Raw genomic sequence first — 26,511 nt, forward strand, 5'->3', positions numbered from 1 at the left:
CAATCACGATATTAAATTCATTTTACTGAACTCGGTGACGATCGCAGAATGCGGTGCATCGACGGCCACCGGCATCCCATCCGCATGGAAGCCAAGGCCGTCCACGCCGACCAGGAGAAACGACATGACGACCCCACTCGATCGATACGCGGCCCAGTACGTGCAATTCGAGGACGAACGCACGCGGCCGATCCGCGACCTGCTGGCCGCCGTGCCGAACACGCCGATCCATACCGCGATCGACATCGGCTGCGGGCCCGGCAATTCGACCGAGGCGCTGATCGCTCGCGCGCCGGATGCAACGGTCCACGGGATCGATGCATCGGCGGACATGATCGACGCCGCGCGCACGCGCCTGCCGGACCTGCGTTTCGACGTCGTGGATATCTCCACCTGGGACGATCCGGGCGGCTACGACCTGATTCTCGCGAATGCGGTGCTGCAATGGGTACCCGCGCACGACACGCTGTTTCCGGCACTCGTCGGCCGGCTCGCGCCGGGCGGCCATCTTGCGGTGCAGATGCCGGACAACCTCGACGAACCCGCGCACCGGCTGATGCGCGAGGTCGCCGCGGCCGGGCCGTGGGCGGACAAGCTGAAGGGGGCGGCACGTACCGAGCGGTTCGATGCCCGTTACTACCATGCGCTGCTGTCGCCGCTGTGCTCGCGGGTGGACGTATGGCGCACGACTTACTACCACCCGCTGCGCGGCGGCGCCGACGCGGTCGTGGAGTGGTTCAAGGGCAGCGCGCTGCGGCCGTTCCTCGCGGCGCTCGACGACGGCGAGCGCGCGGCGTTTCTTGCGCAGTATCGCGATGCGCTCGCCGGCCCGGGCGGCTATCCGGCGCTCGCCGACGGCACCGTGCTGCTGCCGTTCCCGCGTCTGTTCATCGTCGCGACGCGGAAGTAAGTCGGCAAGGATTCGGCCATGACGCGCAGGCGGCCGTGCGTCAGCGCACCGGCCGCACCGATTCCGGGTCGACCGTGCGGATCCGCGCGGTCTGCCCGTCGTGCAGGTCCTTGTACCAGAACAGCGCCACTTCGCCGTCGTTCTCGTCGTCCGCATACAGCAGGCGATCGTGTCCGCCCAGCACGAAGCCCGAGCGCGCATACGTGCTGCACGCGGCGACATTGTTCGACTGCGTTTCCAGCCGCATGAAGCCGAACCCGTGGCCGCGCGCCCATGATTCGGCGGTCGCCAGCAGCAACTGCCCGATGCCTTGCCGCCGGTATTGGCGGTCGACGGCCAGCTCCGCGATCTCCGCCATCCCGTTCCAGCTCTGGCCGATGGCCACGAACCCGGCAAGCCGGTCCCCGGCCGTCGCACGAAAGAGCGCCGTCTTGCCGGTGGCTTCGTCCGCCCAGCCGGCCGGATCGAACCCGTAGTTCTTGCGGCGTGCAGGCAGCGCGCGCAGATCGAGCAAATCCTGATACGGCGCGTTCAACTCCCAGGCGATGTCGAACGAGAAGTCGCATCGGTCCAGCTCGTCGGCGGGCAGCCCGCTCGTCTGTTCGATGCTGATGTGCTCGGCGCGGTCCATGTGTCGGTGTCCTGTCTTCTGCGGGATGCGTGGTGGTGTCCGTGATGCGATTGCTGGCGCCATGATATGCGCCGCATCGAGTGTGTTTCTGCTTCGATTTTTTGTGCCCGCACAATCTACCGCGCGTGAGACCGGCACAGACCGGCTGCGTCCGTGCCGGCGGAATGCGGTCAAGCGACGAACCGGACGGCCGCGCAAACGTGTGCGGGGTTCGTGCGCCGGCAGAGGCGCTCGTTCAATCGCCTGATTATGCTGGATTTCGGCGGTGGCGCCGTGCTCGCATCGCTGCGATGACGGCCGTCGCGTGTCGTGCCTCCGATCCGCATGGTCGCCGGTTGCATCTGGATGAAAGACGACAGGAACCCGAACCATTGTCTACGGCAGTCTCGGTGATACGTTCTCGAAGCTCGACGGTCGCTTCGATGGCAAGTGGCGCTAGTTCAACGCCGCGGTCGACCATGCGCTGCCGAAGCGCACGGACGTGTACGCGAGCGCGGCCTGCCGAAAGGCGTCGGGCAGCAACACGATCACCGGCCGCGTGGTGCCGGTGCAGGCCGAGATCGGCTCGTCGGGATCGTTCATCGGCAACGCGGGCGCGAACACGCCGTTCGTCACGCGGATCGGCCCGCGTCACAAGTTACGACGTTCAACACAGCCGTACGGCGCGTGCGACGAGGATCCGCTCGTCTAGCGCGTAACGTGTGGCTGAAAAAGCATTCGGGCGCGACGGGGTGCGTCACGCCCGAATGCGTGTCGGCCCCATGCGGGCGCCCGACACCGGCTGGTCATCCCGTCAGATGTTGATCGTGACGGGGCCCGCGAGCGGCGTGTAGCCGTCGTCGAACAGGAACCACGCATCGTACTGCCCCGACGCCAGCGAACTGTTCGCCGTGGACGAGAACAGCAGCGAGCCGCAGCTCTTCGGCAGGTACGCCCACGACTTGTAGCTGCCCTTGGTCGGCTGCGCGCCATGCGCAAAGATGCCCACCCAGTTCTTCGGGCTGTGGCTCCACGGCGGCGCGACGTAGTCGAACCGCAACGTGCCGAACGTCGAACCCTGCGACGCGAGTGCCGCGACGAACTTCTTGCTGGTATTGCCGATCGCCGAATCCGTGAGCAGCGTGCCGGATTGCGTCTGCACGCAGCCGGCCACCCGGCGCAGGAAGTTCGGATCGTTCGCGTCGCGGATGCTGGCGTCATACCAGCCGCCGTCGCCGTACCACGTGACGGCCTGCGTCGCGCCGGCGGCGACGGTGACCGACTGCCGCGCGTTCATCCCGTAGGCGTTGTCGGTGAGCTGGAACGTCGTCGCGCTGGTCCCCGCCGAGTTGTCGAGCGTGATCTGCACGTTGCCGTTCGCCACGTCGTAGCACAGGCTGATCTCGGCGGTCGATCCCGTGTTGCCGGACGAACCGATGCTGCCGCGGAACGTCTGCAGGAAACCGTTCGGGCCGTAGACCGAGTAGTCGTAGCCGCCGCCGCTGTTCAGCGCGAGCGAATCCGACAGGTTCGTGCACGGGCTCGCGCCGGCCGCGATCGTGTAATGGCGGGGGATCGTGCTCGTGCCGTCGACCCACGCCTGCAGGTGCACGCCCGCGGGGCCGGTGTTGGTCATCGTCAGCGCGAGCGCGCGGCCGGCGCGGTCGACCTTGCCTTGCACGAAGAACTCGTAGGGCAGGCGGCAGGCCGTGCTGCGGCCGGTGGCCTGCGCCGGCACCGCGGTGGTGGTCGGATAGGGGATCAGGACGGCCGGGCCGTTCGGGTTCATGTTGCTCACCGGCGGCTGGATCGCGGGCACGGTCTGGTCCGCGTTCGAGAAATCGAAAGCCGACGTCAGGTCGCCGCACACCGTGCGCCGCCACGGCGTGATGTTGGTTTCCTGCAGCCCGAAGCGCGCTTCCAGAAAGCGGATCACCGAGGTGTGATCGAACACCTGCGAGTTGACCTTGCCGCCCTTCGACCACGGCGAAATCACGAACATCGGCACGCGCGGGCCGAGCCCGATCGGCACGTCGCCGCTGGCCGAGCCGTCCGATGCGGCGCCGCTGCTCGCGACGAATTCGGCGGCCGTCGAGACCGTCGACTGCCCGGTGCCGGCCGCGGCGCTGGCCGGGACGGCCGGCGGCATGTGATCGAACAGCCCGTCGTTCTCGTCGTACATGACGAGCAGCACGGTGCTGGCCCATACCGCCGGATTCGACGTCAGCGCATTGAGGACGTTGCTCACGTACCATTCGCCGCCGCTCGCGGCCCACGACGGATGTTCGGAGTAGGCGTAGGGGGCGGCGATCCACGATACCTGCGGCAGCGTGCCGTTGGCGACGTCGGCCCGCAGCTGGCTGAAGAGGTTCGTGTCGTATTCCTTGCCGCCGCCTGACGGGTCGATCTGCGTGCCGTTGAGCGCCGGCGCGAGCGGATCGCTCGCACCAAGGTTCTGGTACTGCTTGAAGTTCAGGATGACGTTGTCGCCGTAATTGCCGTTCCACCAGAGATCGCTCTTCGAGCCGTTGTATTCGCCGTAGCCATGGCCGGCATCCAGGCCGTTGCCCTTGTCCTGGTAGAACTTCCACGTGACGCCCGCCGTGTTCAGGCGCTCCGGCATCGTGGTCCAGCCGGTGCCCGTCATCGTGTTGGTCGTGTACGGCGAATAGCCGGGGACGTTGCCGCAGCACCCGGTCCACAGATACAAACGGTTCGGGTCCGTCGGGCCGAGCATCGAGCAGTGGTACGCGTCGCACACCGTGAACGCGCTCGCGAGCGCGTAGTAGAACGGAATGTCGTTCTGCGTGAAGTAGTACATCGTGCCGCTGGTCTTCGCGGCGGTCCAGTTGTCGTAGCGGCCGTTGTTCCAGGCGCTGTGCGTGGTGCCCCAGTCGTGAGGGAGGTCGCCGTAATAGGTGTCGCCGTTCGCCGTGCCGGAGGGCGAGGACGGGTTGAACGGGAACACGTAGGACAGCATCCAGGGCTGGCGCCACACCGGATACCCGCTCGAAATCACGACCGGCCGCGGATCGCCGAAGCCTCGCGCACCGCCCAGCGTGCCGAGGTAGTGGTCGAACGAGCGGTTTTCCTGCATCAGGATCACGACGTGCTTCACGTCCTGGATCGTGCCGGTCACGGTGGCCGCCGGAATGGCCTGCGCGCGGGCGATGCTTTCGGGCAGCATGCCCGTGATCGCGGTGGCGCCGGCGAGCTTCAGCGCATCGGCGATGAATTGACGTCGTGTTGTGGGTTTGTTTTGCATGATCGCTCTCTGTCTTGGATGACGGGCTTTGCGGCCGGCGTCGGTCAGTGGCACGCGCTCGCGCAGTGCAGGACGGGCGTGGACGCCGAGCCCGGTGCGGCCGCATGCGCGGCCGCCACGCTGGCTGCCGTGCCCGAGTCGCCGTCGCCGCAAGCGGCCAGCGTGCACAGGAGTGCGATCATGAAAACGCCGCGCCATTGCGGAAAGCAGTTTTCCGGCTGGCGCGAGTTGATGGCAGGCTTTCGATCCGATTCGAGTCGGATTCCTGAATGATCTAGACTGTTGCTGCGTGCTCCGTATTTCATTACCCCTCCAGACATGAAAAATGGACAGCAGAGGATATCGCCCGAATCAGAACAACTTCATGACAGGCCACCCGCGCGTGCCTGCCACGTGCAACAGCTTCGAGTCGGGATTGGTGGCGACCGGATGCGTGACGTAGTCCAGCAGCGGCACGTCGTTGATCGAATCGGAGTAGAAGTAGGTGCGTTCGAAATCGGACGGCGTGTAGCCGAGTGACGCCAGCCACGCGGTGGTGCGCACGATCTTGCCTTCGCGGAAGCTCGGCACGCCCATGCTGCGTCCGGTGAACGTACCGCCCGGCGTGCCGTCGTCGGTATCGAGCTCGATGCCGAGCAGGTGCTCTATGCCGAATTCCGCCGCGATCGGCCGCGTGACGAACACGTTGGTCGCCGTCACGATGCAGCAGAGATCGCCGTTCTCGCGATGCCGGTCGACCAGCTCGCGCGCCTGCGACGTGATCGCCGGGCGGATCACCTCGTCCATGAACTGCGCATGCCAGCGTTCGAGCACCTTGCGCGGATAGCGGGTGAGTGGCGCGAGCGTCACGGCGAGATACGCGTCCATGTCGAGCGTGCCCGCCGCATAGTGAGCGTAGTGCTCGTCGATCAGCGCCACGTGTGCGTCGTCTTCCCGCCAGCCGACCCGCGTGATGAAGCGGCTCCAGGCCTGGTCGCTGTCGAGCGGCAGCAGCGTGTGGTCGAGGTCGAACAGCGCGAGATGCTTGTGCATGGAGGGTTCCTTGTGTTGCGGGGTCATGTGCCGATGCGCTTCTCGATCGCGTCCTTCGCGCGCTTGCCGTCGATGGTCGTGACGCCGTCGAGCCACTTCGACAGCACGGCGGGGTTCTTCTTCACCCATTCCTTCGCCACGGCGACCGGATCGGCGTGATTCATGATCGGCACCATCAACTGGTTCTCTTCGTCGGTCGTGAACTTCAGGTTGGTCAGCAGCCGGCCGACGTTCGGGCAGCGTTCGAGATAGCCGGGCGTGACGAGCGTGTAGACCTTCGCGGAGCCGTAGTTCGGGCCGAATACGCTGTCGCCGCCGTCGAGATAGGCGATCTTGAGGTCGATGTTCATCGGATGCGGCTCCCACGCGAGGAACACGATCATCCGGTGCTCCTGCACCGCGCGCGTCACTTGCACGAGCATCCCGGCCTCGCTCGATTCGACCAGCTTGAAGCCGCCGAGCCCGAACTCGTTCTTGTCGATCATCCGCTGGACCAGTGCGTTGCCGTTGTTGCCGGCGCCGATCCCGTAGATCTTGCCGTCGAGCTGGTCGCGGAATTTGGCAATGTCGGCAAAACGCTTGAGGCCCTTGTCCGACGCGTATTGCGGCACGGCCAGCGTGTAGCGCGCGCCGACCAGGTTCGGCTGCGGCAGCTGGTGGACGGCGCCGGCATCCACGAACGGCTTCACCGTGGGCGTCATGCTCGGATCCCAATAGCCGAGGAACGCATCGATCTGCGCCTTCTTCACGCCGGCCAGCACGATCGGCGGCGACGCGATCGTCTTGGTCGCCTCGTAGCCGAGCCCGTCGAGCAGCATCATCGCGACACCGGTGGTGGCCGCGATGTCGCTCCAGCCGACATCGCCGAGCGTCACCTTCTTGCAGACGTCGCCTTCCGACGCGTGAGCGGGGGCCGTGGCCAGCGCGGCCAGCAGCGTGGCTGCCAGCATCCATGCGTTCTTTATCATGTGGGTATCCTAAGCAAGTGTTCCGGATCGTGCTGCCTAAATGGTATGACGATTGGTCGTGCTGATCGGATGAAACAAGCGAACCTGGGTCTGGCTTTGTAGTTTTGCGTACCGTATATTAGAAAGCACAAAATCGCAAGATCGCACAAAAATACAACTTGCCGGTTGCCGAGGTTGGCCACGGGTGGGCGAGGGCGGGAAGGATCGGGCGGCGGCCCAGACGTTCCGTCAATCCCTGCAGACCCTCGTCGGCATCAAAGAGATGGAGGAAAGCGCAGCGTAGTCCGCCGTTCGAATAACATTGGCGTTCATTCCAAGGACATTCCATGTGGCAAGAAGAGCGATACCAGAGGATCCGGCTTCTGTTATCGAAGATGCAGCGCGTTTCCACCGACCGGATCATGGCCGACCTGAACGTGTCGCGGGAAACCGTGCGGCGCGATCTCGTCGATCTCGAGGCGCTCGGTGAATTGAAGCGGGTACACGGCGGCGCGGTGCAGGTGGGCGACGAAGCGCCGATCGCCGAGCGCGCGCAGACGCACGTGAAGGCGAAGCAGGCGATTGCCCGAGCAGCGGCCAGGCTGGTCACGGGCTCGCAGACGCTGTTCATCGACGCGGGCACGACCACGACGCTGCTGGCCGAGGAACTGGCGAAGCTGTCGGGCCTCACGATCGTCACGAACTCGATCGACGTCGCGCTGAAGATGCGGTCGAGCGACCCGGCGCAGGCGAGGAACGAAACGATCCTGCTCGGCGGGATGATCGGCAGCCGCGCGGCCGCGACCGTCGGCGACGGCACGGTCGCCGAGATCTTCCGCTACCGCGCCGATCTCGCGCTGCTGTCGCCGGTGGGCGTCGATGCCGTGCGCGGTGCGACCAACTACGACCGGATGGAAACCGAAGTGGCGCGCGCGATGGTCAGCAACGCGGCGGACGTCGCGATCCTGGCCGATTTCAGCAAGCTCGGCACGAACAGCCGGATCAGCTTCTGCGAGCCGGCGCGGATCGGCGCGCTGGTGACGGATGCGAAGGCGGAATCGGTCGACAGCTTCAAGGGCCTCAAGAAAGTCATCAAGCGCATCGTGCTGGCGTAGCGCCACGCGCTGCGCGGCACGATCGGTGGCCGTTATGCCGCGCATGCGGCGCACATTCTGTCGGCGCGCTTTTTAGCGGCGCAATAGATTCGCCGAGACATTCCGGTTCATATGCGTTCTCCTTGAGAGGGCCAGGGGTACGTTGCCGATACTCGGCTACTTTGCACTACTATTGATTTCAAAATGCCGTGTGGCGTCGTGAGCGATCATGTCACGACGCAATCGCCCGCTGATTCTGGCAACTGCGACCATTTCGTCGCGACCGGCGCGCCTTCAGGACAGCGCGCGTAAGGATTCCGCGTACGGCCAGTTGACGCCGGAGACGTTGACGACGGCCTGCCACGCCGCTTCTTGATTCGCGCCATCGACGAGGTGCGGGTGTCGCTGCGCCTCAATTGGGCCTGAGAACTTCCCTTGAGCGGAGGCGAAGAATTGCCCTGAGACCTCGGTTCCGAACTTCGAGGCCTGGATATACCGGCCCGCTGCCGTCTCCGGCGTTTGATTCATGCCGGGAATGAGGTTCGCGATCGGGATAAACAGATACTTCACGGCCAGGCTGGCTTGTCGCGAAACGTTGGTCGCAGTCGCCGCACCCGGGGAGACAGCGTACACGGCCATGCCGGAGGGTAGCCGCCGCGCCAGCGCGGCGACCCACCAAGCGACGAAGAGCTTCGCGTCGGCATACGCATTGTTGGGCACGTACTTCACGTTCGGCCCGTTGCGAATCAGGGCTTCCATGGCAGCGGTCAGGTCGCCCCGGTGATATTGGGCAGCGAGTGCGTCCACGTCGGTGTATTTGAACATCGGTACGCCCCCCCGGGCAGGCTCCGCGCTGGTGATGACAATTCGCGCGTTGAGGCTCAGCAGGTTGGCGCGGAGCAACCCGACAGTCAATTGATGATGACCGATGAGCGGGGCCTGAGAAGCCTCGACCCCCTCCGCAGTGATCACGCGCACCTTGCCAGGAACCATCCCTGCATTGAGCAGCAGGAAATCGATCGGCCGGCCTCGCTTGACGAGTTCGGCGAGCGCGGACTGGACGCTGGCCGGCTTGTCCAACTCCAGTTCCAGTGGCGTGAAGACCTGCCTTTTTGTTTCCGTTGCGAGTTGAGCGGCCGTTTCCTGGGCTCGAGCCAGGCTGCGGCCAGTGACGATGATCTCGCGCCAGCCCTCTCCGGCAAGTGTGCGGGCAGCCGCATAACCGAGCCCGGAGGTGGCACCGGTGACGAGCACGATCGAATGTTCCATGAGCGACTCAGTGGCAAAGGGGAAAGGAGGAAGGTCAAGTCGCGAGGCCACGGACGACTTGCTAATTTAGAACTATTCAGTTATATATTCGTGCGCTGACGAGTGTCAAGGAGTTTTGAACCAAATGATTCAAAATACTGCCAGGCCGAGGGGCCGACCGCGCAGCTTCGACGAGGCAGGGGCGCTGGAAAAGGCAACTCAGGTGTTCTGGTCGAAAGGCTACGACGGAGTGACGATTGACGATCTCGTCGCCGGGATGGGTGTGGGACGGCCGAGCCTCTATGCCGTCTTTGGGGACAAGCGGGCGATATTCTTGCGGGTCCTCAAGGCGTACGCGGAACGGAAAGGCGCATCGGCCGCGAAGGCACTCCTCTCACCACTGAGTCTTCGCGACTCGATTACGGGCTTTCTGAGGTACGCCGTCGAAAGTGCGACCGAGAAAGGGTCCGCCCGTGGCTGCCTTCTGATTTGCGTCGCGCCGCTTGTGGACGACCCTGAGGTCCGGCAGTTCCTGCAGAACGCGGCCGCTGGTGGCGCCGCGCTGGTGGAAGGTCGTTTCCGGGACGCAATCGGCGCGGGAGAAATCCCACCTGACTTTCCCGTCGCCGCGCGCGCAACCCAAGTCACGGATTTAGCGCGTGGGCTAACCATGCGTGCGCAGCTAGGCGTGCCGCGCAAGATGCTCCTCAAAGATGCCGAGGAAGCGGCCGACCTGGTGCTCCTGCCGCGACGCGTCTAACGAGTTATTGGACAAAAATTCATCGAGAAATGACCGCGACAACTGACATGAGCGGGGGATCCGGGCGTTTCGTCGTCTGATGAACAAAGTGGCGACGTGGTCAATCGACTCCAAGCGCCACGTGAAGCGGCTGGCCGGCGTCGTCGCGCACGCGCTGGAGATCTGAACCGGCGCGTGCCGCACCGGCCATCGTGTATGCTTGCCCGCATCGTTCAAAGGGCAGGACAACATGAAGAAACCGGCACACCCCAAGCCTGAGGTGCGGTTCAGGATGCGTATCCAGCAGGCCGACACGATCGCGCTCGGGCCGGGCAAGGTCGCGCTGCTCGAAGCCGTGCGCGAGCACGGTTCGATTTCGGCGGCGGCGCGCAGCCTGAAGATGTCGTACCGGCGCGCGTGGTTGCTGATGGACGAACTGAACCGCTCGCTGAAATCGCCGGCGACGGTGTCCGAACATGGCGGGCAGAGCGGCGGCGGCAGCGTGCTCACGCCGGTCGGCGAGGAGATCATCCGGCTTTATCGCGGGATCGAGGCGCGTGCTTACGCGGCCTGCGCCGACGACATCGCCGCGCTCACGAAAATGGTGCGGCGTTGAGGGTGGGCTGAACGTGTGTGTTCCCGCGGGGCCGCTTCAGGCTGACGACGGGCTTTCACCGACGTGCTGAAGGGCAGCGCGCGACGCCTGCCGCGATACGCACCAGGCCTCAACCGTGCCGCAGGCAGAAACGCGACGCGTCGCCCGAGGCGGCATCCGGTGCCGACACATCGCGCGCCTGCGCATCGAGCCGCCCGATCAGCTCGACGAAACTCGCGACGCTCGCCGTCCGCAGCGGGTAATACGCGATGTGATGGCGTTCGCAGATGCGCTTGAGCAGGTTCATCGAATCGTGGTCGATACAGTCGACCGGGAACACGACCATCCGCGCGCCCGGTAGCGCAGCGGCCAGCAGGCCCTTGCGATCCTCGATGCCGCCGTCGTGCAGCGTCACCTCGCCACCCGCCGTTTCGACGATCCGCTTGATCGCGCGATTCGAACCCGGGCGCCCGCCGACATACACCAGACGCGTACCTTGAAGGATCGACAGCGGATCGGCTGCGCGTTCGGCCGGATCGTTCGCGGACGCCTGCACCGCCTGCTCGATCGCGCTCGCTTCGGCGCGCAGCGTCTTCACCATCGCCATCAGTTCGTCGAGCCGCGCGCGCATCGCGCGGGCGCTCGCCTGTTCCGCGGCGATCCGTTGCTCGGCCGCCTCGCGGCGGCTCGTGTGCAGCGCGAGCCGCTCGTCGCGCGCGGCCAGTGCTTCGCGCAGTGCGTGGACTTCGTCACGCAAGGCGCTTTCCGCCGCCAACGGCTGCGCGTTCCGGCGCGCGGCAAGGGCATCGAGTTCCTGCCGCGCCGCGTCGCGCTGCACGCCCATTTCGTGCAGGCGCACCTGCTGCCGTTCGATCGTCGCGTGCAGCGCCGCATTCTCTTCCTCCAGCGCGACCAGCCGCCGGATATCGGCGCGATTGGCCGCGCCGACCAGGTGCGACAGCATGTGCAGGTCGCCGAACGCGGCCTGGCGCACGCCCATCGTCGTGCGCGGATGCGTCATCAGCGCCCAGTACGCGGGCGGAAGGTCGCCGCTCTTCAGCGCTTCCTTCCAGCGTGCGAGGAGTTCGTCCGCATCCTGTGCGCTGTCGAACGCGCGGATCGCACCGGCGTAGCGCTCGTCGAGCGCCTTGTGCAACGCCTTCGCGCCGGCCGCGCCGTCGATGGCGAGTTCGACGGCCGCGTGATGAATCTCCAGATCGGTTGCGTGCCGGCGATCGAGGTCGGTGAATTTGGGCACGAGCTTGCGCAGTTCGTGCGTGGTCAGGCAGGTGCCGATGATCGAGCAGTGCAGGTTCGCATCGAGTTCGGACAGGCGCGTGCGGCGCTTCAGCTCGGTCAGTTGCGCGCTCGACGGCGCGCAGCATGCGTCGATCCGCGTGCCGGTTGCCGCGGGCAGATTACCGCCGGGCGACGAGAGATCCGCCGTGCGGGACAGGCGAAAGGGCGGAGCGTGCATGTTGACCTCTGTCCGGCAGGGTCGGGCCGGAGACGGATGCGCGAAAGATTGGCGAAATATACCACGGAATATAACGCACGAAATTCCGGGGAAATCACGGGGTAACGCGGTGTGGCGCGGTCGGCAGCGCGCGGTTGAATGGTCGGTGAGCGGCAGTGCGGCGGGGGCCGGGGCGGCGGCCTCGGGCGAAACGGGGCGCGCTGCCGGCGCATGACGCGCCATCACGTGCTCGACGCACAGTCCGACGAACAGCACGTCGACGCGCGCCAGCGCGGCGACCGCGTCGCGCATCGCGGCCGGATCGGTGCTGAACGAGTCGGAGAACACGTCGTCGCGTGTGCGCTCGAGACGGCGCGCGTGGCCGCACGCATCCGGCTCGAAGTTGTGAATGTCAATGCGCCTAATGCTGCCGCGTCGTCGCCGCCGGCAGGGCGACAGCCCGCGCGCCCGCCGTCTCGTCCACGGTCGCTCGGCCACCGTCGTGAAAGAACGCCTGCTCGGCGGCATTGTTCATCACGAGGATGCTGATGCGGCGATTGGTCGGCTCGTCCGCCACGTTCTTGTCGAGTGGCAGGACATCCGCCAGCCCGCGCACCTGGAGCAGCTTCTCCTCCCGCAACCCGCCCGCGACCAGCGCGCGCCGCGCGGCGTTCGCGCGATCGCTGGAGAGCTCCCAGTTCGAATAGCCGGTAGAGCCGCCGGAATACGGCGTCGAGTCGGTATGCCCCGCGATCGACACGCGGTTTTCGACATCGTCGAGTGTCGTCCCGATCTGGGAGAGGATCGCGGTGGCATAGCCTTCGGGTTGCGCACTGCCCGACGCGAACATCGGGCGCTTGAGCGAATCGACGATCTCGATGCGCAGGCCCTCGTTGGTGATCGCGATCCGGATCTGGTCCTGGTACGCGCGCAACGACGGGCTGTGTGCGATCGCCGTGGTCAGCTTCGCCTTCAGGCGTTCGAGCTTTTGCGTATCGACGACGCCGGCGAGTGCCGCGGGCGAGCTGGCCGGCACCGGTTGCGCCTGGGCGTCGATCGCCGGCGCCGGGTTCGTCATGTCGCGGCCGCCCCCTTGCAAGACGCTCGGACGCGGCGCCTGCCCGTCCTTCCCGCCGGAGAGAAGGGTCGACAGTGGCGTGTTGAAGTAGTCCTCGATCCCCTGCTTGTCGTACTTGGACACCGAGCCCAGCAGCCACATCAGCAGGAAGAACGCCATCATCGCCGTGACGAAATCGGCGTACGCGATTTTCCACGCGCCACCGTGGTGGGCGTCGTGGTCGTCGCCTTTCCTGCGGCGCACGACGACGAGCGGTGCCTGTTTCGGCGGATTGGAGCGACTGTCAGCCATGGCGCCCCCGTTACGCGGCCTTGGGCGACTTCGTCGCGCGCACGGCCTCGTCGAGCTCCTTGAAGCTCGGACGATCGGCGGTGAACAGCACCTTGCGGCCGAATTCCACCGCCACCGCCGGTGCGTAGCCGCTCATCGACGCAAGCAGCACGGCCTTCACGCAGTGGAACGGCTTGGCCGCCGCGCGGCCCTTCGCATTGAGCAGATCCGCGAGCGGACCGACGAAGCCATACGCGAGCAGGATGCCGAGGAAGGTGCCGACGAGCGCGCCGGCGATCATCTTGCCGAGCACGGCGGGCGGCGCGCCGACCGAGCCCATCGTATGCACGACTCCCATCACCGCGGCGACGATGCCGAACGCCGGCAGGCCGTCCGCCATCTTCTGGATCGCATTGGCCGCGACCGATGCCTCCGCGTGATGCGTATGCAGTTCCTCGTCCATCAGGTCCTGCATCTCCAGCACGTTCACGTTGCCGCCCGACATCATCCGCAGATAGTCGACGATGAAGTCGAGCAGGTGGTGATCTTCCAGCACGTGCGAATACTTCTGGAACAGCGGGCTTTGCTCGGGCGCATCGACGTCGGCCTCGAGCGCCATCATGCCGTCCTTGCGCGCCTTCTGCAGCAGCTCGTACAGCAGTGCGATCAGTTCGACGTATTGCTGCTTCGTGTAGCCGCCGCCCTTGAAACAGGTGGGCAGGCTCTTGAGCGTCTTCTTCAGCGTCGTGACCGGATTGCTGACGACGAACGCACCGAGCGCCGCGCCGAAAATGCACAGGAGTTCGAACGGTTGAAGCAGGGCCGGCACGTGCCCGCCCACGCCGACGAAACTGCCGATCACCGACCCGATGACGACGATCCACCCGATGGCTACAAACATGATTACCTCGTCCGCGACTTGCGCTGCTGCATCCGTTGTCGAAAAGCGAGCGGGACGTCCGGTTGTTCCGCTCCATGTCCGCGACGGCGTCGGGTCTCTGTAAGGCGACGTCAGCCGGCGGGTGTGGATGCAATAACGGCGATCGTATGGACGACTGAACCCGTGATTCCACGTATCGCGCGGGATTCACGCCCGGCACACGTTTGCGGGTGCCGATGCGAACGATTTTCTTGATCGAAGTCAAAAAGCGCGCGACCATCGCGTGAATTTCCATAGCGAAGCGCCCCCGGGAAACACGGCGGCGGATCACGTCCCTGTCCCCAAAATAGGTTCATCGCGGGATGCCGGGATCGCGGGGTACGCGACGCGTGGCGCGCATCGTCGGGCGGCCGGCCGGGGCCGCCTGCCGGCAGGGTTTTCATCAGGACATCCGGAGCGTCGCACGATCCATCATGGCGAATCCACCGTCGCCGCCAACCGCAGGAGGGCGCACCGTGACGTCCGATTCCATTCCCTCGACCGCCTTCGTGTTCGCCGGCGGCGGCAGTCTCGGTGCGATCGAGGTCGGCATGCTCCGCGAGCTGGTCGCGAGCGGCGAACGGCCCGATTGCGTGATCGGCGCGTCGGCGGGCGCGATCAACGCCGCCTATTTCGCCGGCCGGCCGGATGCGGACGGCGTCGCGATGCTTGAAGCGCTGTGGTGCAGGATCCGCCGCCAGGACGTGATGCCGTTCTCGATGCGCAGCCTCATCGCGATGCTGCTGCGCAACCGGCCGCATCTGGTCGAGGCCGATGCGCTGCGCCTGTTGCTGGAAAAGAACCTGCCGTATCGCCGGATCGAGCAGGCCGCGTTGCCGCTCCATATCGTCGCGACCGACGTGCTGAGCGGCCGCGAAGTCGTGCTGTCGGCCGGCTCGGTCGTGGATGCGGTGCAGGCCAGCGCGGCGATTCCCGGTGTGTTTCCGTCGGTCAGCATCGACGGGGTGGAACTCGTCGACGGCGGCGTCGCGAACAATACGCCGATCTCGGTTGCGATCGCGCTCGGCGCCAAGCGGATCGTCGTGCTGCCGGCCGGCTTCGCCTGTGCGTTGCGCGTCCCGCCGCGCAGCCCGATCGCGCATGCGACGCACGCGCTGACGCTCGTGATCGCGCGGCAACTGGTGCGCGATCTGGAGCTATACGGGGCACGCGCGCAAATTCATGTCGTGCCGCCGCTCTGTCCGCTCGAGGTGTCGTCCTATGACTACTCGCAGTGCGCGCAACTGATCGACCAGGCAGCGGAACGCACACGCGTGTGGATCGAGGAGGGCGGGCTCGCGGCGTGTGCGATTCCTGGTCAGTTGCGCGAGCACGATCACGCCGCGGCGTTGTCGCATTGACGGCGGCTCGCATGCCATGCAAACGCAGGACCGACGAACGCCGGTTGCCGGGCTGTCCGAGCCTCTTTCCGGAAATCGGTAAAAAAGCGGCACCGTGCCACGAGACACGGTGCCGACAACGGCCTGGAAGGCCCCACTGGTCAGTCGTCGTCAGTCGATCGCGCGCATCGCGTGGCGCAGTTCCTGATAGCTGCGCAGCCCTGCCACGCCGAGTTCGCGCCCGATTCCGCTGAGCCCGAACCCGCCCCAGCACACGTGCGGGTAGATGAGCTGCGGCGCGTTGATCCACACGAGCCCCGCGCGCACGCGCTGCTGGAATTGCTTCGCGACGGCCGCATCGCGTGTGACGACGGTCGCGACGAGCCCGTAGCGCGTGTCGTTCGCGAGCGCGATTGCTTCGTCGTCGGTGCGGAACGATTTCACGCACGCGACGGGGCCGAATATTTCGTCGGTCCACAGCGGGTTGTCGGCCGCCGGCTCGGCGATCACGACGGGCGCCATGAAAAAGCCGTCGCCGCCGGCATCCGCCACGCGGCCGCTGAAGGCGATGCGTGCGCCCGCCTCGATGCCTTGCTGGAGCATCGCTTCGACGCGCGTACGCTGCGCGGCCGAGATCAGCGGCCCCATCGCGACCTGTTCCGCGGCCGGCGGCGCGACGACGAGCGCGCGCACGGCGGTCTCGAACGCGGCCATGAAGCTGCGGTACACGCTGTCGTGCACGAGGATGCGCGCGGTGGCCGAGCACATCTGGCCCGCGTTCGTGAAGGCGCCCGCGACCGCGAGCGACACCGCGACGTCGAGGTCGGCGTCGTCGCGCACGATCAGCGACGACTTGCCGCCGAGTTCGAGCGTCACGCGCTTCATGTCGACGGCGGCGGCCTGCATGACCTTGCGGCCGGCCGCGGTGCTGCCGGTAAACGAGATCTTGTCGATCAGCGGATGCGCGGTCAGCGCCGCGCCGACCTCGGCGCCGCCGTTCACGACGTTGACCACGCCGGCCGGCACACCGGCTTCGGCGACGATGTCGAGCAGTGCATGTTCGGTCGGCGACGTGAGTTCGGACGGCTTCAGCACGACCGCGCAGCCGGCGGCGAGCGCGGGCGCGAGCTTCCATGCGGTCGTGACCATCGGGAAGTTCCACGGCATGACGAGCGCGGCGACGCCGACGGCATCGTAGAAGCGCTCGGCGGTGACGGCGTCGCTCGGCAGTGCGACCGGTTCGGCCGCGAACAGCGCCGGGTCCTCGCACAGCTTCGCGTAATACGCGAACGTCGCGGCGACATCGCCGACATCGGCGTCGGCTTCGAACGGCGGCTTGCCGCTCACCTGCATCTGCAGCGCGGCCAGGCGATCGCGGGACGCTTCGACGCGTTCGGCGATCGTCGCGAGAATCCGGCCGCGTGCCGCCGGCGGCGTATCGCGCCAGCCGGCGAACGCGTCGCGCGCGGCGCGCACCGCGGCGTCGACGTGCGCAGTCGTCGCGAATGCCTGCCAGCCGATCGCGGCACCGGTCGATGCGTCGAAGATCGGCGCGCCGGGTGCGTCGGCAGGCGTGCGCACGGGCTGGCCGGCGATGTGCGCCGCGGGCAGCACGAACGTGGCGGTGGAACGGGAAAGCTCGGCGGGGGACATGAAGGTCATCCTGTCGGTCGGGTTAGCGGTAGGCGACGCCCGGCATCACGCAGAGCATCTCGAACGCGAGGTTCGCGCCGGTGAGCGCGGTGGTGCCGGTCGGATCGTACGGCGGCGCGACTTCGACGAGATCCGCTCCGACGATGTTCAGGCCCTTCATCCCGCGCACGATTTCGAGGCCCTGCTGCACGGTGAGGCCGCCGATTTCGGGCGTGCCGGTGCCGGGCGCGAACGACGGATCGAGGCCGTCGATGTCGAAGCTCAGGTAGACCGGCGTGTCGCCGACGCGTTCGCGCACCTGCGCCATCAGCGGCGCGAGCGACTTGTTCCAGCACTCTTCCGCCTGCACGACGGTGAAGCCCTGCTGGCGGCACCAGTCGAAATCGTCCGCGTGGTAGCCGGTGCCGCGCAGGCCGATCTGCGTGACCTTGTCGCATTGCAGCAGCCCGTCTTCGACCGCGCGGCGGAACGGCGTGCCGTGCGCGATCTTCTCGCCGAACATCGTGTCGTTCACGTCAGCGTGCGCGTCGACGTGCACGACGGCGACCTTGCCGTACTTTTTATGCAGCGCGCGTAGGATCGGCCACGCGATCGTGTGGTCGCCGCCGAGCGTGATCGGCCGGCAGCCGTTCGCGACGATCTCGTCGTACGCCTCCTCGATGCGGCGCACCGAGTCCTTCAGGTCGTACGGGTTGGTCGCGACGTCGCCGATGTCGGCCACCTGCAGCGAATCGAACGGCGCCGCGCGCGTGGCCATGTTGTACGGGCGCAGCAGCACGGATTCGGTGCGGATCTGGCGCGGGCCGAAGCGCGAGCCCGAGCGGTTCGACGTGCCGAGGTCGAGCGGCACGCCGACGAAGCACGCGTCGAGGCCGTCGGTCGTCGCGGCTTGCGGCAGCCGCATCATCGTGGCGATGCCGCCAAAGCGCGGCATTTCGTTGCCGCCCATCGGTTGATTCAGTTCGCGGGGCATGGGCCGTCTCCTTTATTTGAGGTCAAGCGATCGGCCGATGGTAGAGGAGAACACGCGCGCGAAGATTTTGAAGTCGCAACGTTTACATCGACGGGCTTCGATGCAAGTGGCGCCGCCGCATCGACGCGGCGCAACCGAACGCCGCCGCGCGGCGCGGCCGGGTGTGTCAGCGCGAGATCCCGGGCGACGCGGTGCCGTCGTGTGTGCCGGCGGAAGGGAACGCGGTGGTGGCCGAACCCCACGCGGCGAGTTCGCGCTTCGTGCGCACGCCGAGCTTCGCGAATGCGCGCTTCACGTACGACTCGGCCGACGCGACCCGCACGCCGAGGATCTCGGCCGTCTCCGGCACGGTCTTGCCGGAGAGCAGGTGCTTGCAGGTTTCGTATTCGCGCTTCGACAGCTTCACGCCGTCAGCGGCGATGCGCGCATCGAACTGCGCGAGCGGATGGACGTCGGGCGTCGGGTGCGCGACGCGCCGCACGGCCGTGGTCGACGCATGCAGTTCGAGCAACGGGAACAGCATGTCGCTGATGCTGCGAAAGCGGTTCATCTCGGCGAGCGTGAACGGCGGCCGGTCGCGGCCGCGCTCCAGCGCGATCGAATGCTGCGAATAGCGCGTGCCGCGCGCGAGCACGCATTCGTGCCCGATATGCACGTCGTCGAACAGCCGCTGGCGGAATTCGCCGGGCGGGATCGCCGCGATGTCGCGCACCACCAGCATCGTGCCCGTCTTGCCGCGCAGCCCCGCGAACAGCGGGTCGCTGTCGAGAAAGCGCTCGTAGTAGAGCGTCATCACGTCGGAGATTTCGGTGGATTCGGTATCGATGCCGCTGCTGCCGATCCATTCGCATCGATAGCCGGTGGGCATCGAGCCGTCGACGCGCGAGCGCTCGACGTGCGCGACGTCGAGCGGCACGACTTCATTGAGCAGTTGCGTGAGGCGCGGCACGAAGTGCGGCGTGCCGACCGTCTCGATCAGCTCGCCCAGCGCCTTGAACGACACGTTGAAACGGTCGTTGTCGCGGTGGAAGGGGTTCACGTTGAGCAGCATGCGGTTCCCCGGGTGAAAGGCGGCGCGATTGTAGCGGTCACAACGAAAAACGTCATTAGGGGGAAACACCGTCGGTTGTCCTGCCGACCCGTTCGCCCCGGAAAACACCGTTTGTCCCCCCCGGAGGGGGGCATACCGGGGCAGTGTAAATGAGTAACTTTGTCTCTGCTTTTTTCAATCAAGAGACGAAAGATTCACATGACCAAACTGATCAAGGACATCCTGCCGCTCGGCGCAGGCATCGGCGAATTCACGAAGCTCGACTTCGGCATGGACGAAAGCGACTGGCGCGCGGCGGAGGGCAAGAGCGGCAACTACATCGTCGGCTGGTGGGAAGGCAAGGTCGGCTCGGTCGAGTTTCCGGAAACCGCGGCCGACGAAGCCGTGTGGCTCGTCGAGGGCCGGATCGCGCTGACCGACGTCGAAGGCAACCGCAAGGAATTCACGCCGGGCCAGGGCTACCTGCTGCCGGCCGGCTTCGCGGGCCGCTGGGAGACGATCGAGGACGCGAAGAAGTTCTACGTGCTGCTCGAGCAGTCGTGATGTCCGAAACCGCCGCCGCGGTGTCGTCGTCCGTGTGACGCGCGCCCGGCGGCGGTTTCGTTTTTCGCGTGTGATGGCTGGGATCATGGAAATGGAAGTCAAGACAAGAGAGACTGCACCGGAGCAGGCGCACGCAATGCGTGGCGCGCCGGTCGCACTGGGCGTCGAGGCGGCGCTCGCGAATACGAAGCTGTTCCCGTACTGGCTCGACAACCCGGCGGCGCCGGCCGCCGAGCCGGAACTCGTTGGCGACGCGACGGCCGACCTGCTGATCGTCGGCGGCGGCTTCACGGGGCTGTGGGCGGCCGTGCAGGCGAAAGAACAGATGCCGCACCTGAACGTGGTGCTGATCGAGGCCGGCAAGGTGGCGCACGGCGCATCGGGCCGCGCGGGCGGGATCATCTCGACGTCGGTGATGCACGGGCTGCCGAATGCGGTGCGCGTGTTCCCGAACGACATCGCGCAGCTCGAGGCATTCGGCCATCACAACCTCGACGGCTTCGAGGACACGTTGAAGCGCTACGACATCGACGCCGACATCGAGTGGAACGGCGAGATGACGGTCGCGGTCGATCCCGAGCACATCGCGCACCTGAAGGGCGACTACGACCTGCATCGCGAGTACGGCCACAACGTCGTGCTGCTGAACCGCGAGGAAACGCTCGAACAACTGAATTCGCCGCTGTTCGCAGGGGCATTGTGGTCGCGCAACCGCAGCGGCATCGTGCATCCGGCGAAGCTCGCGTGGGGGCTGAAGCGCGCGGCGCTGCAGCTCGGCGTGAAGCTCTACGAGCACACGCCGCTCGTGACCGTGAGCGACGAAGGCAGCACGGTGTTCGTGACGACGCCGAAGGGCAGCGTGCGCGCGCCGCGCGTGGTGTTCGGCAGCGGCACCGCGAAGGTCGGGATTCCCGACATCAACCGCCGCGTGATGCAGGTGCGCGACCACGTGCTCGCGACCGAACCGCTCACCGACGAGCAGCTCGCGCGCATCGGCTGGAAGAATCGCCAGGGCGTGTACGACACGCGCACGCAGCTCAACTATTTCCGGCTGACGAAGGACAACAACATCATCTTCGGCGGGCTGGTGAGCTATCACTTCGACGGCGACCCGGAACCGCACCAGGACGGCCAGCGCGAAACGTATTACCGGCTTGCGGAAGCGTTCTACCGCACGTTCCCGCAACTGAGCGACGTGCGCTTCTCGCACGCGTGGGGCGGCCCGATCGACTACTGCTCGCGCGGCTCGGTGTTCGCGAAGCGCTATCTCGGCGACAAGGCTGTGTTCGTCGCCGGCTATACGGGCTTCGGCGTCGCGGCGAGCCGGTTCGGCGCGTTCATGGGGCTGAACATCCTGTTCGATCGCGACAGCCCCGAGCGCAAGCTCGACATCGCGAACCAGAGCCCGAGCTACATCCCGCCCGAGCCGGTGCGCTGGGTCGCCGCGAAGATCACGTTCCATGCGTTCGACGGCGCGGATGCGGAAGGCGGCTGGAAGCGCGCGTGGATCAGCGGCATCAAGGCGATGGGTTTCCCGATGTAAACGACGACGGGGCGGCCCCACGCCGGGGCGCCCTGGCATGGCGGTACAACAAAAAACGATCCCCAGAGGACACGGTCCGCGCCGCGGACACGGAGAGAGACACCAGATGAATGTAGTCAACCTGCAGGATGAAGCGCGACAGGAAAGCGCGCTGTTCGTCGTCGTGATGCTGCTGCTCGGCGTGCTCGGGCCGACGGTCTTCCTCGGCCTGCCCGCGATCGTCGGGCAGGTCGAGCGTCATTGGGGATTCGGCGAAGCGGCGCTCGGGCTGTCGAGCTTCATCGAGGTGCTCGGCGAATCGACGGGCACGCTGCTCGTCGCGTTCGTGCTCGGCCGCCAGCCGGTGCGGTGGGTGCTCGCGGGCGCGGTGACGCTCGCGGCCGGCGCGAACCTCGGCACGCTCGCGACACACGGGCTGGTGGCGTATTCGGCGTTGCAGTTCATCGCGGGCGTCGGCTCGGGCGGGCTGAACGGCATCGCGCTGCGCTACCTGTCGTATTCGCGCGCGCCGGAACGCAATCTCGGGATCATGCTGATGGGGCAGGTGGCGTGGAGCATGGTGCTGCTCGCGACCATCTTCCCGATGCTGAGCGACACCTGGGGCGCGCACGGCGTGTTCGGCTTCGTCGCGTGCGTGCTCGGCGTGTTCGTGCTCGCGACGCCGCTGTTTCGCCGCGGCGAGACGCTGGCCGCACCGGCACCGGAAGGCGTGGCCGGCCGCATCGACCGCAAGGGCGCGATGCTCGTGCTGTGCGCGCAGCTCGCGCTGTACGGCGGCGTCGGTGTCGTGTGGACCTTCCTCGAGAAGATCGGCACCGCGGCCGGCCTGAGCGGCCAGTCGGTGTCGCTCGTGCTCGGCGCCGCGAACATCGCGAGCCTGGTGATTTGCGCGGCGATGCCGAAGCTCGGCGCGGGCGCGGGCCTGCGCCGCTGGGCGCTGGTGAACCTCGGCGGGTGCGCGGTCGCGGCCGTGCTGCTCGCGCTGCCGGCCTCGGCCGCGACGTTCGCGCTCGGCGCGATCGTTTTCATCGGCTGCTGGACCGGCGGCGCGCTGCTGATCTACGCGACGATTCCGCAGTACGACCTGGTTGGCAAGTCGGCCGCGTTGTCGCCGGGCTGCGTCGCGCTCGGTTATGGCGTCGGCTCGGTCGCGGGCGGATCGCTGATCGAGCGCGCGGGCACGCAGTCGGCGCTGATCGCGGCGATCGTGCTGTGCGCGGTGGCGTTCCTCTGCTACCGGCGGCTGCGGCCGGCCGTGTTCGGCATGGAGCGCGCGCTCGCAGTGGCATCTGAATGACGGTGGCGACGCGCGCCGCTGCCGATGGCGGCGCGCGTCCGGTTCGGTTCATCGGCGCAGGCGGCGAGCGTGGCGTGCGAGGCGCGTCGGGCCAGCCGGCCGGGTAACGCGCACACGCGCAGCGGTTTGAAGCATGTTCTCGAATACTTCCGATCTCGATCTCCGGCTCATCCGGGTCTTTCTGGCCGTCGTCGATGCACGCGGCATCACGGCCGCCGAGGCGTCGCTCGGCGTGCGGCAGTCGACCATCAGCACGCAGCTGTCGGCGCTCGAAGCGCGCGTCGGCTTCAAGCTGTGCGATCGCGGGCGCGGCGGCTTTCGCCTGACGTCGAAGGGCGAGCGCTTCGCGGCCACCGCGCGCACGCTCGTCGCGGCCACCTCCGAATTCGTCGCGCGGGTGCGCGACATCGACCGCAAGCTGGTCGGCACGCTGTCGATCGGCCTGATCGGCCAGGCGCCGCTCGTCGAGAACGCACGCGTGGCCGACGCGATCGGCGCGTTCCGCAAGCGCGACCAGGCGGTCACGTTCGCGATGAAGGTCGCGTCGCCGCAGGAGCTGGAGGAAAGCCTCGTCAACAACCAGCTCGATCTCGCGATCGGCTATTTCTGGCATCGCGTGCCGGGGCTGCTCTACACGCCGCTGTTCACCGAGCAGCAGGTGATCTATTGCGGGCGCGGGCATCCGCTGTTCCATGCGTCGCGGCCCGTGACCGCGGACGATCTGCAGCTTCACGACTGGGTCTGGCGCACCTACCCGGTGCCGGAGGAGCAGTATCCGCTGCCCGAGCGGCGCGTGACCGCGAGCGCGGACAGCATCGAGGCCGCGACGATCCTGATCCTGTCAGGTGGCCATCTCGGCTACCTGCCCGCGCACTACGCGGAGCCGTTCGAGCAGCGCGGGCTCGTGAAGGCCGTCGACCGCGCGACGTTCAGCTTCGACGTGCCGCTGCATCTCGCGATGAAGCGCAGCGCGAGCGACAAGCCGATCGTCGACGCGTTCTGCGAGGACCTGCTGCGCGCGTTCAACATCAAGGCGGCCGCGCTGGCCGCTTAGGGCCACGCACGCCGCGCGTTCAGCAGTCGACCAGCACCCAGTCGAACAGCTCGCGGCGCGTGCGCACGCCGAGCTTCGCGAACGCGCGCTTCACGTACGACTCGGCCGTCGACAGCTTCACGTCGAGTTGCTGCGCGGCCTCGGGCACCGAGCGCCCGCACAGCATCAGCCGGCAGATCTCGTGCTCGCGGCGCGACAGCTGCACGTCCTGCCGTTCCAGGCGCGCGTCGAAGCTCGCCTGCGACGCGGTGTTCGCCGTCCCCGACGCCACGCGCCGCGCCGCGCAGCTGCGCGCATGCAGCTCGAACATCGGGAACAGCAGGTCGACCATCTGCCGGAAGTGGAACAGCTCGTCCATCGTGAACGCGGGCCGGCCGACGGTGCGCGCCAGCCCGAGTGCGTATTGCAGATGCGCGTTGCCGTGCACGAGCATGCATTCCTGCTCGATGCCGGGTTCGTCGAAGATCCGGCGGCGGAACTCGCCGTGCGCGATCCCTTCCACGTGGCGCTGCACCAGCAGCGTGCCGGCCTTGCCGCGCAGCGGCGCGACCAGCGGATCGATCTGGCAGTAGTCCTGGTAATAGACATCCATCACGCGCAGCGTGTCGGCCGCGAAGCGCAGGCTGCCGCTGCCGATCCATTCGACGACGAAGCCCGACGTGCTGCCCGTATCCGCGCGCCAGCGTTCGAGGTGCACGGCGTCGGCGTCGATGCTGTCGTTGACGAACTCCGTCACCGCGCCGACGAAATCCGGCGTGCCGACCGCGCGCAACGTCGCGCCGAGCGTATCGGGGCGCACACCGATCAAGTAGTGGCCGCGGGCGGACGGGTCGGGCTGGAGAAGTCGCATGGTCGGGCGTGGGCGGTCAGGGGACAGTGCGACGTTACGCGAACGATATACGCGCGTCAGCCGGGAATTCACCGAATCAACCCGACCAATTTCGTGCGTTGTCCCCAAAACGATGACAAGACCGTGCGCGCGGCGGCCGGAATTCGTCCAAGCCCCGGCGGCGGGGGGGCATACCGCCGTGAATCGTCTGCCTATAGTGAAAGCACTTCGAAAACCTGATCAACAGAAAGGACAGGCCATGCAGATGCAACCGACGCCCGCCGCCGTCAAGGATTCGGCACCGGCGGATTTCGTTCTCACCAACGCGAAGGTGTACACCGTCGATCCGCACAAGCCGTGGGCACAGGCGGTTGCCGTGCGTGACGGCCGGATCGTCCACGTCGGCGACACGGCGGCCGTGCAGGCGTACGTCGGCGCGGATACGAAGGTCGTCGACGCGGCCGGCCGGCTCGTGCTGCCGGGCTTCGTCGAATCGCACTGGCACTTCGAGACGACCGCGTTCGCGTTCCAGGCATTCGTGAACTACGAGGATCCGCAGAAGGTGCTCGCCGCGCTGCGCGCGTACGTCGAGTCGCATCCGCACGAACCGGCGATCACCGGGATGGGCTGGGTGCAGGCGACGATTCCGCCGGCGCTGCTGCGCAAGGAGACGCTCGACGCGATCTGCGCGGATCGCCCCGTGTGCCTGCTGTCGACCGATTTCCATTCGATGTGGGTGAACTCGAAGGCGCTGGAGATCGCCGGTATCGATGCGTCGACGCCGCCGGTGCAGGAAGGCGCGAGCTGGTTCGAGAAGGACGCGGTGACCGGCGAGCCGACCGGCCTGATCGTCGACGGCGCCGCGTATTCGTTGCTGATGCAACGGATCAGCGCGGCCGGCCTGCTGCCGACCGGCATCGACCTGTACCTGAAGTCGATCCCGCCGTGGCAGAAGAAGCTGTGCGCGGCCGGCGTGACGACCGTATTCGACGCGGGCTTCTTCGACGCGAGCGGCGACCAGTCGCTGCTGTACGAGACGCTGCAGACGATGGAGCGCGCGGGCGACCTGAAGCTGCGCGTGGTGGGCAGCGTCGCGGTGATCGGCGAGATCGACGATCCGGTCGGCACGCTCGTCAAGTACCGCGAGCAGTACGATTCGCCGCTCGTGAAGGCGCGCGCATTGAAGCTGTTCCTCGACGGCACGGAAGCGAACCATACCGCGTACCTGCTCGAGCCGTACGCGGATCGCCCCGACACCTGCGGCGCGCCGACGATGCCGGCCGACACGTTCAACCGCTATCTGGTCGAAGCCGATCGCGTGAACGCGAACGTTATGGTGCATTGCGTCGGCGACGCGGCGGTGCGGATGGCGCTCGACGGCTTCGACGCGGTCAACCGCACGAACCCGCCGCGCGACCGCCGCCACGTGATCACGCATGCATTCCTCACGCATCCGGACGACATCCCGCGCTTTCGCCGCGCAGGCGTAATGGCGAACACGCAGCTGCAGTGGGGCGTGGTCGATGCGTACACCGAGCAGCTGCGCGACCACTACGGCCACGAGCGCTGGAGCAACATGTACAAGTTCCGAACGTTCCTCGACGAAGGCGTGACGGTGTCGATCGGCATGGACGGCCTCGCGTGCCAGTGCCGCTGCCAGCACAAGCCGCTCGAGCACATCGAGTCGGGCCATACGCGCCAGCTCGCGGGCGAGCCCGATGCGCCGGTGTTCCCGGACATCGCCGAGCGCCTGAGCATTCCGCAGCTGATCGCCGCGTACACGATTCACGGCGCGTACCAGCTCGGGATGGAGCACGAGGTGGGCTCGCTCACGCCCGGCAAGCGCGCGGATCTCGTCGTGCTGGAGAACGACCTGTTCGAGGTCGGCCAGTACGACATCGGCCGCATCGACGTCGCGCTGACGATGATGGACGGCCGCGTCACGCACGTGGGCGAGGACTTCGGCGTGCGCACGGGCGTGCAGGCATCCTGAGCGGTTTTGGGTTGGCGTGACGAAGCGGCGAAGAGAGCTTTCAAATCGCTTCCGCTTAGGGGCGCTCGGGGC

The 26,511-nt window shown here is 66.8% G+C and carries 24 protein-coding genes and 1 pseudogene; 11 read left to right on the forward strand and 14 right to left on the reverse strand.

All coding sequences use genetic code 11. From position 1 onward, the window contains the following. Positions 1 to 3: 3 nt before the first annotated feature. A complete protein-coding gene (locus tag CFB41_RS38685) occupies positions 4 to 126 on the reverse strand; it encodes a hypothetical protein (RefSeq protein ID WP_256941085.1) in 123 nt (40 codons plus the stop codon). Here CFB41_RS38685 and tam point away from each other — a divergent pair. After that, positions 125 to 910 (forward strand): trans-aconitate 2-methyltransferase, encoded by a 786-nt coding sequence (gene tam / locus CFB41_RS18930; protein WP_089457485.1) that lies wholly within the window; start codon positions 125 to 127, stop codon positions 908 to 910. The genes CFB41_RS38685 and tam overlap by 2 nt on opposite strands. A 40-nt stretch (positions 911 to 950) precedes the next feature. Here the strand turns inward: tam and CFB41_RS18935 are convergent, their stop codons facing one another. Further along, positions 951 to 1,541, reverse strand: coding sequence for a GNAT family N-acetyltransferase (locus CFB41_RS18935; RefSeq protein ID WP_089457486.1), 591 nt, complete (start codon positions 1,539 to 1,541; stop codon positions 951 to 953). A 379-nt stretch (positions 1,542 to 1,920) separates the two neighbouring features. Between CFB41_RS18935 and CFB41_RS38690 the strand changes: the two are divergent. Next, positions 1,921 to 2,232: pseudogene (locus CFB41_RS38690) on the forward strand (hypothetical protein); the annotation flags it as partial. Positions 2,233 to 2,334: 102 nt separating this feature from the next. Here CFB41_RS38690 and CFB41_RS18945 read toward each other — a convergent pair. The 4 genes from CFB41_RS18945 to CFB41_RS18960 form a co-directional block, all read right to left on the reverse strand. Next, on the reverse strand, positions 2,335 to 4,785 hold the full coding sequence (locus CFB41_RS18945; protein WP_089457487.1) for a phosphocholine-specific phospholipase C: 2,451 nt from the start codon (positions 4,783 to 4,785) through the stop codon (positions 2,335 to 2,337). A 44-nt stretch (positions 4,786 to 4,829) separates the two neighbouring features. Further along, complete coding sequence (locus CFB41_RS38695) at positions 4,830 to 4,967, reverse strand: hypothetical protein (protein WP_256941086.1); 138 nt, start codon at positions 4,965 to 4,967, stop codon at positions 4,830 to 4,832. A gap of 169 nt (positions 4,968 to 5,136) precedes the next feature. Then, a complete protein-coding gene (locus tag CFB41_RS18955; RefSeq protein ID WP_089457489.1) occupies positions 5,137 to 5,817 on the reverse strand; it encodes an HAD family phosphatase in 681 nt (226 codons plus the stop codon). 23 nt (positions 5,818 to 5,840) lie between these two features. Beyond that, entirely contained in the window at positions 5,841 to 6,785 is a 945-nt protein-coding gene (locus CFB41_RS18960; protein ID WP_089457490.1) for a choline ABC transporter substrate-binding protein, read from the reverse strand. 326 nt (positions 6,786 to 7,111) lie between these two features. Between CFB41_RS18960 and CFB41_RS18965 the strand changes: the two genes are divergently transcribed. Further along, on the forward strand, positions 7,112 to 7,879 hold the full coding sequence (locus CFB41_RS18965; RefSeq protein ID WP_089457491.1) for a DeoR/GlpR family DNA-binding transcription regulator: 768 nt from the start codon (positions 7,112 to 7,114) through the stop codon (positions 7,877 to 7,879). Positions 7,880 to 8,152: 273 nt separating this feature from the next. On the opposite strand, the gene CFB41_RS18970 is transcribed toward CFB41_RS18965, so the two are convergent. Continuing rightward, on the reverse strand, positions 8,153 to 9,127 hold the full coding sequence (locus CFB41_RS18970) for an SDR family NAD(P)-dependent oxidoreductase (RefSeq protein ID WP_089457492.1): 975 nt from the start codon (positions 9,125 to 9,127) through the stop codon (positions 8,153 to 8,155). 124 nt (positions 9,128 to 9,251) lie between these two features. On the opposite strand from CFB41_RS18970, the gene CFB41_RS18975 reads away from it, so the two are divergent. Together CFB41_RS18975 and CFB41_RS18980 are read left to right on the forward strand one after the other, a co-directional pair. Then, the gene (locus tag CFB41_RS18975) at positions 9,252 to 9,866 is read left to right on the forward strand and encodes a TetR/AcrR family transcriptional regulator (RefSeq protein WP_089457493.1); all 615 of its coding nucleotides are present in this window, start codon (positions 9,252 to 9,254) and stop codon (positions 9,864 to 9,866) included. Positions 9,867 to 10,095: 229 nt separating this feature from the next. Beyond that, complete coding sequence (locus CFB41_RS18980; RefSeq protein WP_223274264.1) at positions 10,096 to 10,461, forward strand: winged helix-turn-helix domain-containing protein; 366 nt, start codon at positions 10,096 to 10,098, stop codon at positions 10,459 to 10,461. Positions 10,462 to 10,570: 109 nt separating this feature from the next. Here CFB41_RS18980 and CFB41_RS18985 read toward each other — a convergent pair whose 3' ends face one another. From CFB41_RS18985 to motA, 3 genes are all read right to left on the reverse strand, one after another. Then, on the reverse strand, positions 10,571 to 11,917 hold the full coding sequence (locus CFB41_RS18985; RefSeq protein ID WP_089458917.1) for a DUF2325 domain-containing protein: 1,347 nt from the start codon (positions 11,915 to 11,917) through the stop codon (positions 10,571 to 10,573). 400 nt (positions 11,918 to 12,317) lie between these two features. Then, positions 12,318 to 13,265: a flagellar motor protein MotB gene (gene motB / locus CFB41_RS18990; protein ID WP_089457494.1), complete on the reverse strand. Its 948-nt coding sequence runs from the start codon at positions 13,263 to 13,265 to the stop codon at positions 12,318 to 12,320. A gap of 10 nt (positions 13,266 to 13,275) precedes the next feature. Continuing rightward, on the reverse strand, positions 13,276 to 14,145 hold the full coding sequence (gene motA, locus CFB41_RS18995; protein WP_089457495.1) for a flagellar motor stator protein MotA: 870 nt from the start codon (positions 14,143 to 14,145) through the stop codon (positions 13,276 to 13,278). Positions 14,146 to 14,597: 452 nt separating this feature from the next. Here motA and CFB41_RS19000 point away from each other — a divergent pair, with 452 nt between their 5' ends. Next, complete coding sequence (locus tag CFB41_RS19000) at positions 14,598 to 15,524, forward strand: patatin-like phospholipase family protein (protein WP_373558625.1); 927 nt, start codon at positions 14,598 to 14,600, stop codon at positions 15,522 to 15,524. A gap of 150 nt (positions 15,525 to 15,674) precedes the next feature. On the opposite strand, the gene CFB41_RS19005 is transcribed toward CFB41_RS19000, so the two are convergent. The 3 genes from CFB41_RS19005 to CFB41_RS19015 all read right to left on the reverse strand — a co-directional run bounded on the left by CFB41_RS19005 (position 15,675) and on the right by CFB41_RS19015 (position 19,180). Continuing rightward, positions 15,675 to 17,156 carry an aldehyde dehydrogenase family protein gene (locus CFB41_RS19005; protein ID WP_089458918.1) on the reverse strand — a complete coding sequence of 494 codons (1,482 nt, stop codon included), beginning with the start codon at positions 17,154 to 17,156 and terminating at the stop codon, positions 15,675 to 15,677. Positions 17,157 to 17,178: 22 nt separating this feature from the next. Further along, on the reverse strand, positions 17,179 to 18,129 hold the full coding sequence (gene speB, locus CFB41_RS19010) for an agmatinase (protein ID WP_089457497.1): 951 nt from the start codon (positions 18,127 to 18,129) through the stop codon (positions 17,179 to 17,181). A gap of 166 nt (positions 18,130 to 18,295) precedes the next feature. Then, positions 18,296 to 19,180, reverse strand: coding sequence for a helix-turn-helix transcriptional regulator (locus CFB41_RS19015; RefSeq protein WP_089457498.1), 885 nt, complete (start codon positions 19,178 to 19,180; stop codon positions 18,296 to 18,298). A 198-nt stretch (positions 19,181 to 19,378) separates the two neighbouring features. On the opposite strand from CFB41_RS19015, the gene CFB41_RS19020 reads away from it, so the two are divergent. From CFB41_RS19020 to CFB41_RS19035, 4 genes are all read left to right on the forward strand, one after another. Further along, the gene (locus CFB41_RS19020; protein WP_089457499.1) at positions 19,379 to 19,723 is read left to right on the forward strand and encodes a cupin domain-containing protein; all 345 of its coding nucleotides are present in this window, start codon (positions 19,379 to 19,381) and stop codon (positions 19,721 to 19,723) included. Between the two features lie 85 nt (positions 19,724 to 19,808). Then, positions 19,809 to 21,266 carry an FAD-binding oxidoreductase gene (locus CFB41_RS19025; RefSeq protein WP_089457500.1) on the forward strand — a complete coding sequence of 486 codons (1,458 nt, stop codon included), beginning with the start codon at positions 19,809 to 19,811 and terminating at the stop codon, positions 21,264 to 21,266. Positions 21,267 to 21,372: 106 nt separating this feature from the next. Beyond that, positions 21,373 to 22,563: an MFS transporter gene (locus tag CFB41_RS19030; protein ID WP_089457501.1), complete on the forward strand. Its 1,191-nt coding sequence runs from the start codon at positions 21,373 to 21,375 to the stop codon at positions 22,561 to 22,563. A 133-nt stretch (positions 22,564 to 22,696) separates the two neighbouring features. Continuing rightward, entirely contained in the window at positions 22,697 to 23,617 is a 921-nt protein-coding gene (locus tag CFB41_RS19035) for a LysR family transcriptional regulator (RefSeq protein ID WP_089457502.1), read from the forward strand. Between the two features lie 19 nt (positions 23,618 to 23,636). On the opposite strand, the gene CFB41_RS19040 is transcribed toward CFB41_RS19035, so the two are convergent. Further along, the gene (locus CFB41_RS19040) at positions 23,637 to 24,467 is read right to left on the reverse strand and encodes a helix-turn-helix transcriptional regulator (RefSeq protein WP_089457503.1); all 831 of its coding nucleotides are present in this window, start codon (positions 24,465 to 24,467) and stop codon (positions 23,637 to 23,639) included. A 238-nt stretch (positions 24,468 to 24,705) separates the two neighbouring features. Between CFB41_RS19040 and CFB41_RS19045 the strand changes: the two genes are divergently transcribed. Continuing rightward, positions 24,706 to 26,439: an amidohydrolase gene (locus CFB41_RS19045; protein WP_089457504.1), complete on the forward strand. Its 1,734-nt coding sequence runs from the start codon at positions 24,706 to 24,708 to the stop codon at positions 26,437 to 26,439. Positions 26,440 to 26,511 lie beyond the last annotated feature (72 nt).

It is taken from the genome of Burkholderia sp. AU33803 (assembly GCF_002223095.1).
Classification (GTDB): Bacteria; Pseudomonadota; Gammaproteobacteria; order Burkholderiales; family Burkholderiaceae; genus Burkholderia.

Coding starts and splice junctions, on each gene's coding strand:
- tam (WP_089457485.1), top strand. CDS start 125: ATGACGACCCCACTCGATCGATACGCGGCCCAGTACGTGCAATTCGAG.
- CFB41_RS38685 (WP_256941085.1), bottom strand. CDS start 126: ATGTCGTTTCTCCTGGTCGGCGTGGACGGCCTTGGCTTCCATGCGGAT.
- CFB41_RS18935 (WP_089457486.1), bottom strand. CDS start 1,541: ATGGACCGCGCCGAGCACATCAGCATCGAACAGACGAGCGGGCTGCCC.
- CFB41_RS18945 (WP_089457487.1), bottom strand. CDS start 4,785: ATGCAAAACAAACCCACAACACGACGTCAATTCATCGCCGATGCGCTG.
- CFB41_RS38695 (WP_256941086.1), bottom strand. CDS start 4,967: ATGATCGCACTCCTGTGCACGCTGGCCGCTTGCGGCGACGGCGACTCG.
- CFB41_RS18955 (WP_089457489.1), bottom strand. CDS start 5,817: ATGCACAAGCATCTCGCGCTGTTCGACCTCGACCACACGCTGCTGCCG.
- CFB41_RS18960 (WP_089457490.1), bottom strand. CDS start 6,785: ATGATAAAGAACGCATGGATGCTGGCAGCCACGCTGCTGGCCGCGCTG.
- CFB41_RS18965 (WP_089457491.1), top strand. CDS start 7,112: ATGTGGCAAGAAGAGCGATACCAGAGGATCCGGCTTCTGTTATCGAAG.
- CFB41_RS18970 (WP_089457492.1), bottom strand. CDS start 9,127: ATGGAACATTCGATCGTGCTCGTCACCGGTGCCACCTCCGGGCTCGGT.
- CFB41_RS18975 (WP_089457493.1), top strand. CDS start 9,252: ATGATTCAAAATACTGCCAGGCCGAGGGGCCGACCGCGCAGCTTCGAC.
- CFB41_RS18980 (WP_223274264.1), top strand. CDS start 10,096: ATGAAGAAACCGGCACACCCCAAGCCTGAGGTGCGGTTCAGGATGCGT.
- CFB41_RS18985 (WP_089458917.1), bottom strand. CDS start 11,917: ATGCACGCTCCGCCCTTTCGCCTGTCCCGCACGGCGGATCTCTCGTCG.
- motB (WP_089457494.1), bottom strand. CDS start 13,265: ATGGCTGACAGTCGCTCCAATCCGCCGAAACAGGCACCGCTCGTCGTC.
- motA (WP_089457495.1), bottom strand. CDS start 14,145: ATGTTTGTAGCCATCGGGTGGATCGTCGTCATCGGGTCGGTGATCGGC.
- CFB41_RS19000 (WP_373558625.1), top strand. CDS start 14,598: ATGGCGAATCCACCGTCGCCGCCAACCGCAGGAGGGCGCACCGTGACG.
- CFB41_RS19005 (WP_089458918.1), bottom strand. CDS start 17,156: ATGTCCCCCGCCGAGCTTTCCCGTTCCACCGCCACGTTCGTGCTGCCC.
- speB (WP_089457497.1), bottom strand. CDS start 18,129: ATGCCCCGCGAACTGAATCAACCGATGGGCGGCAACGAAATGCCGCGC.
- CFB41_RS19015 (WP_089457498.1), bottom strand. CDS start 19,180: ATGCTGCTCAACGTGAACCCCTTCCACCGCGACAACGACCGTTTCAAC.
- CFB41_RS19020 (WP_089457499.1), top strand. CDS start 19,379: ATGACCAAACTGATCAAGGACATCCTGCCGCTCGGCGCAGGCATCGGC.
- CFB41_RS19025 (WP_089457500.1), top strand. CDS start 19,809: ATGGAAATGGAAGTCAAGACAAGAGAGACTGCACCGGAGCAGGCGCAC.
- CFB41_RS19030 (WP_089457501.1), top strand. CDS start 21,373: ATGAATGTAGTCAACCTGCAGGATGAAGCGCGACAGGAAAGCGCGCTG.
- CFB41_RS19035 (WP_089457502.1), top strand. CDS start 22,697: ATGTTCTCGAATACTTCCGATCTCGATCTCCGGCTCATCCGGGTCTTT.
- CFB41_RS19040 (WP_089457503.1), bottom strand. CDS start 24,467: ATGCGACTTCTCCAGCCCGACCCGTCCGCCCGCGGCCACTACTTGATC.
- CFB41_RS19045 (WP_089457504.1), top strand. CDS start 24,706: ATGCAGATGCAACCGACGCCCGCCGCCGTCAAGGATTCGGCACCGGCG.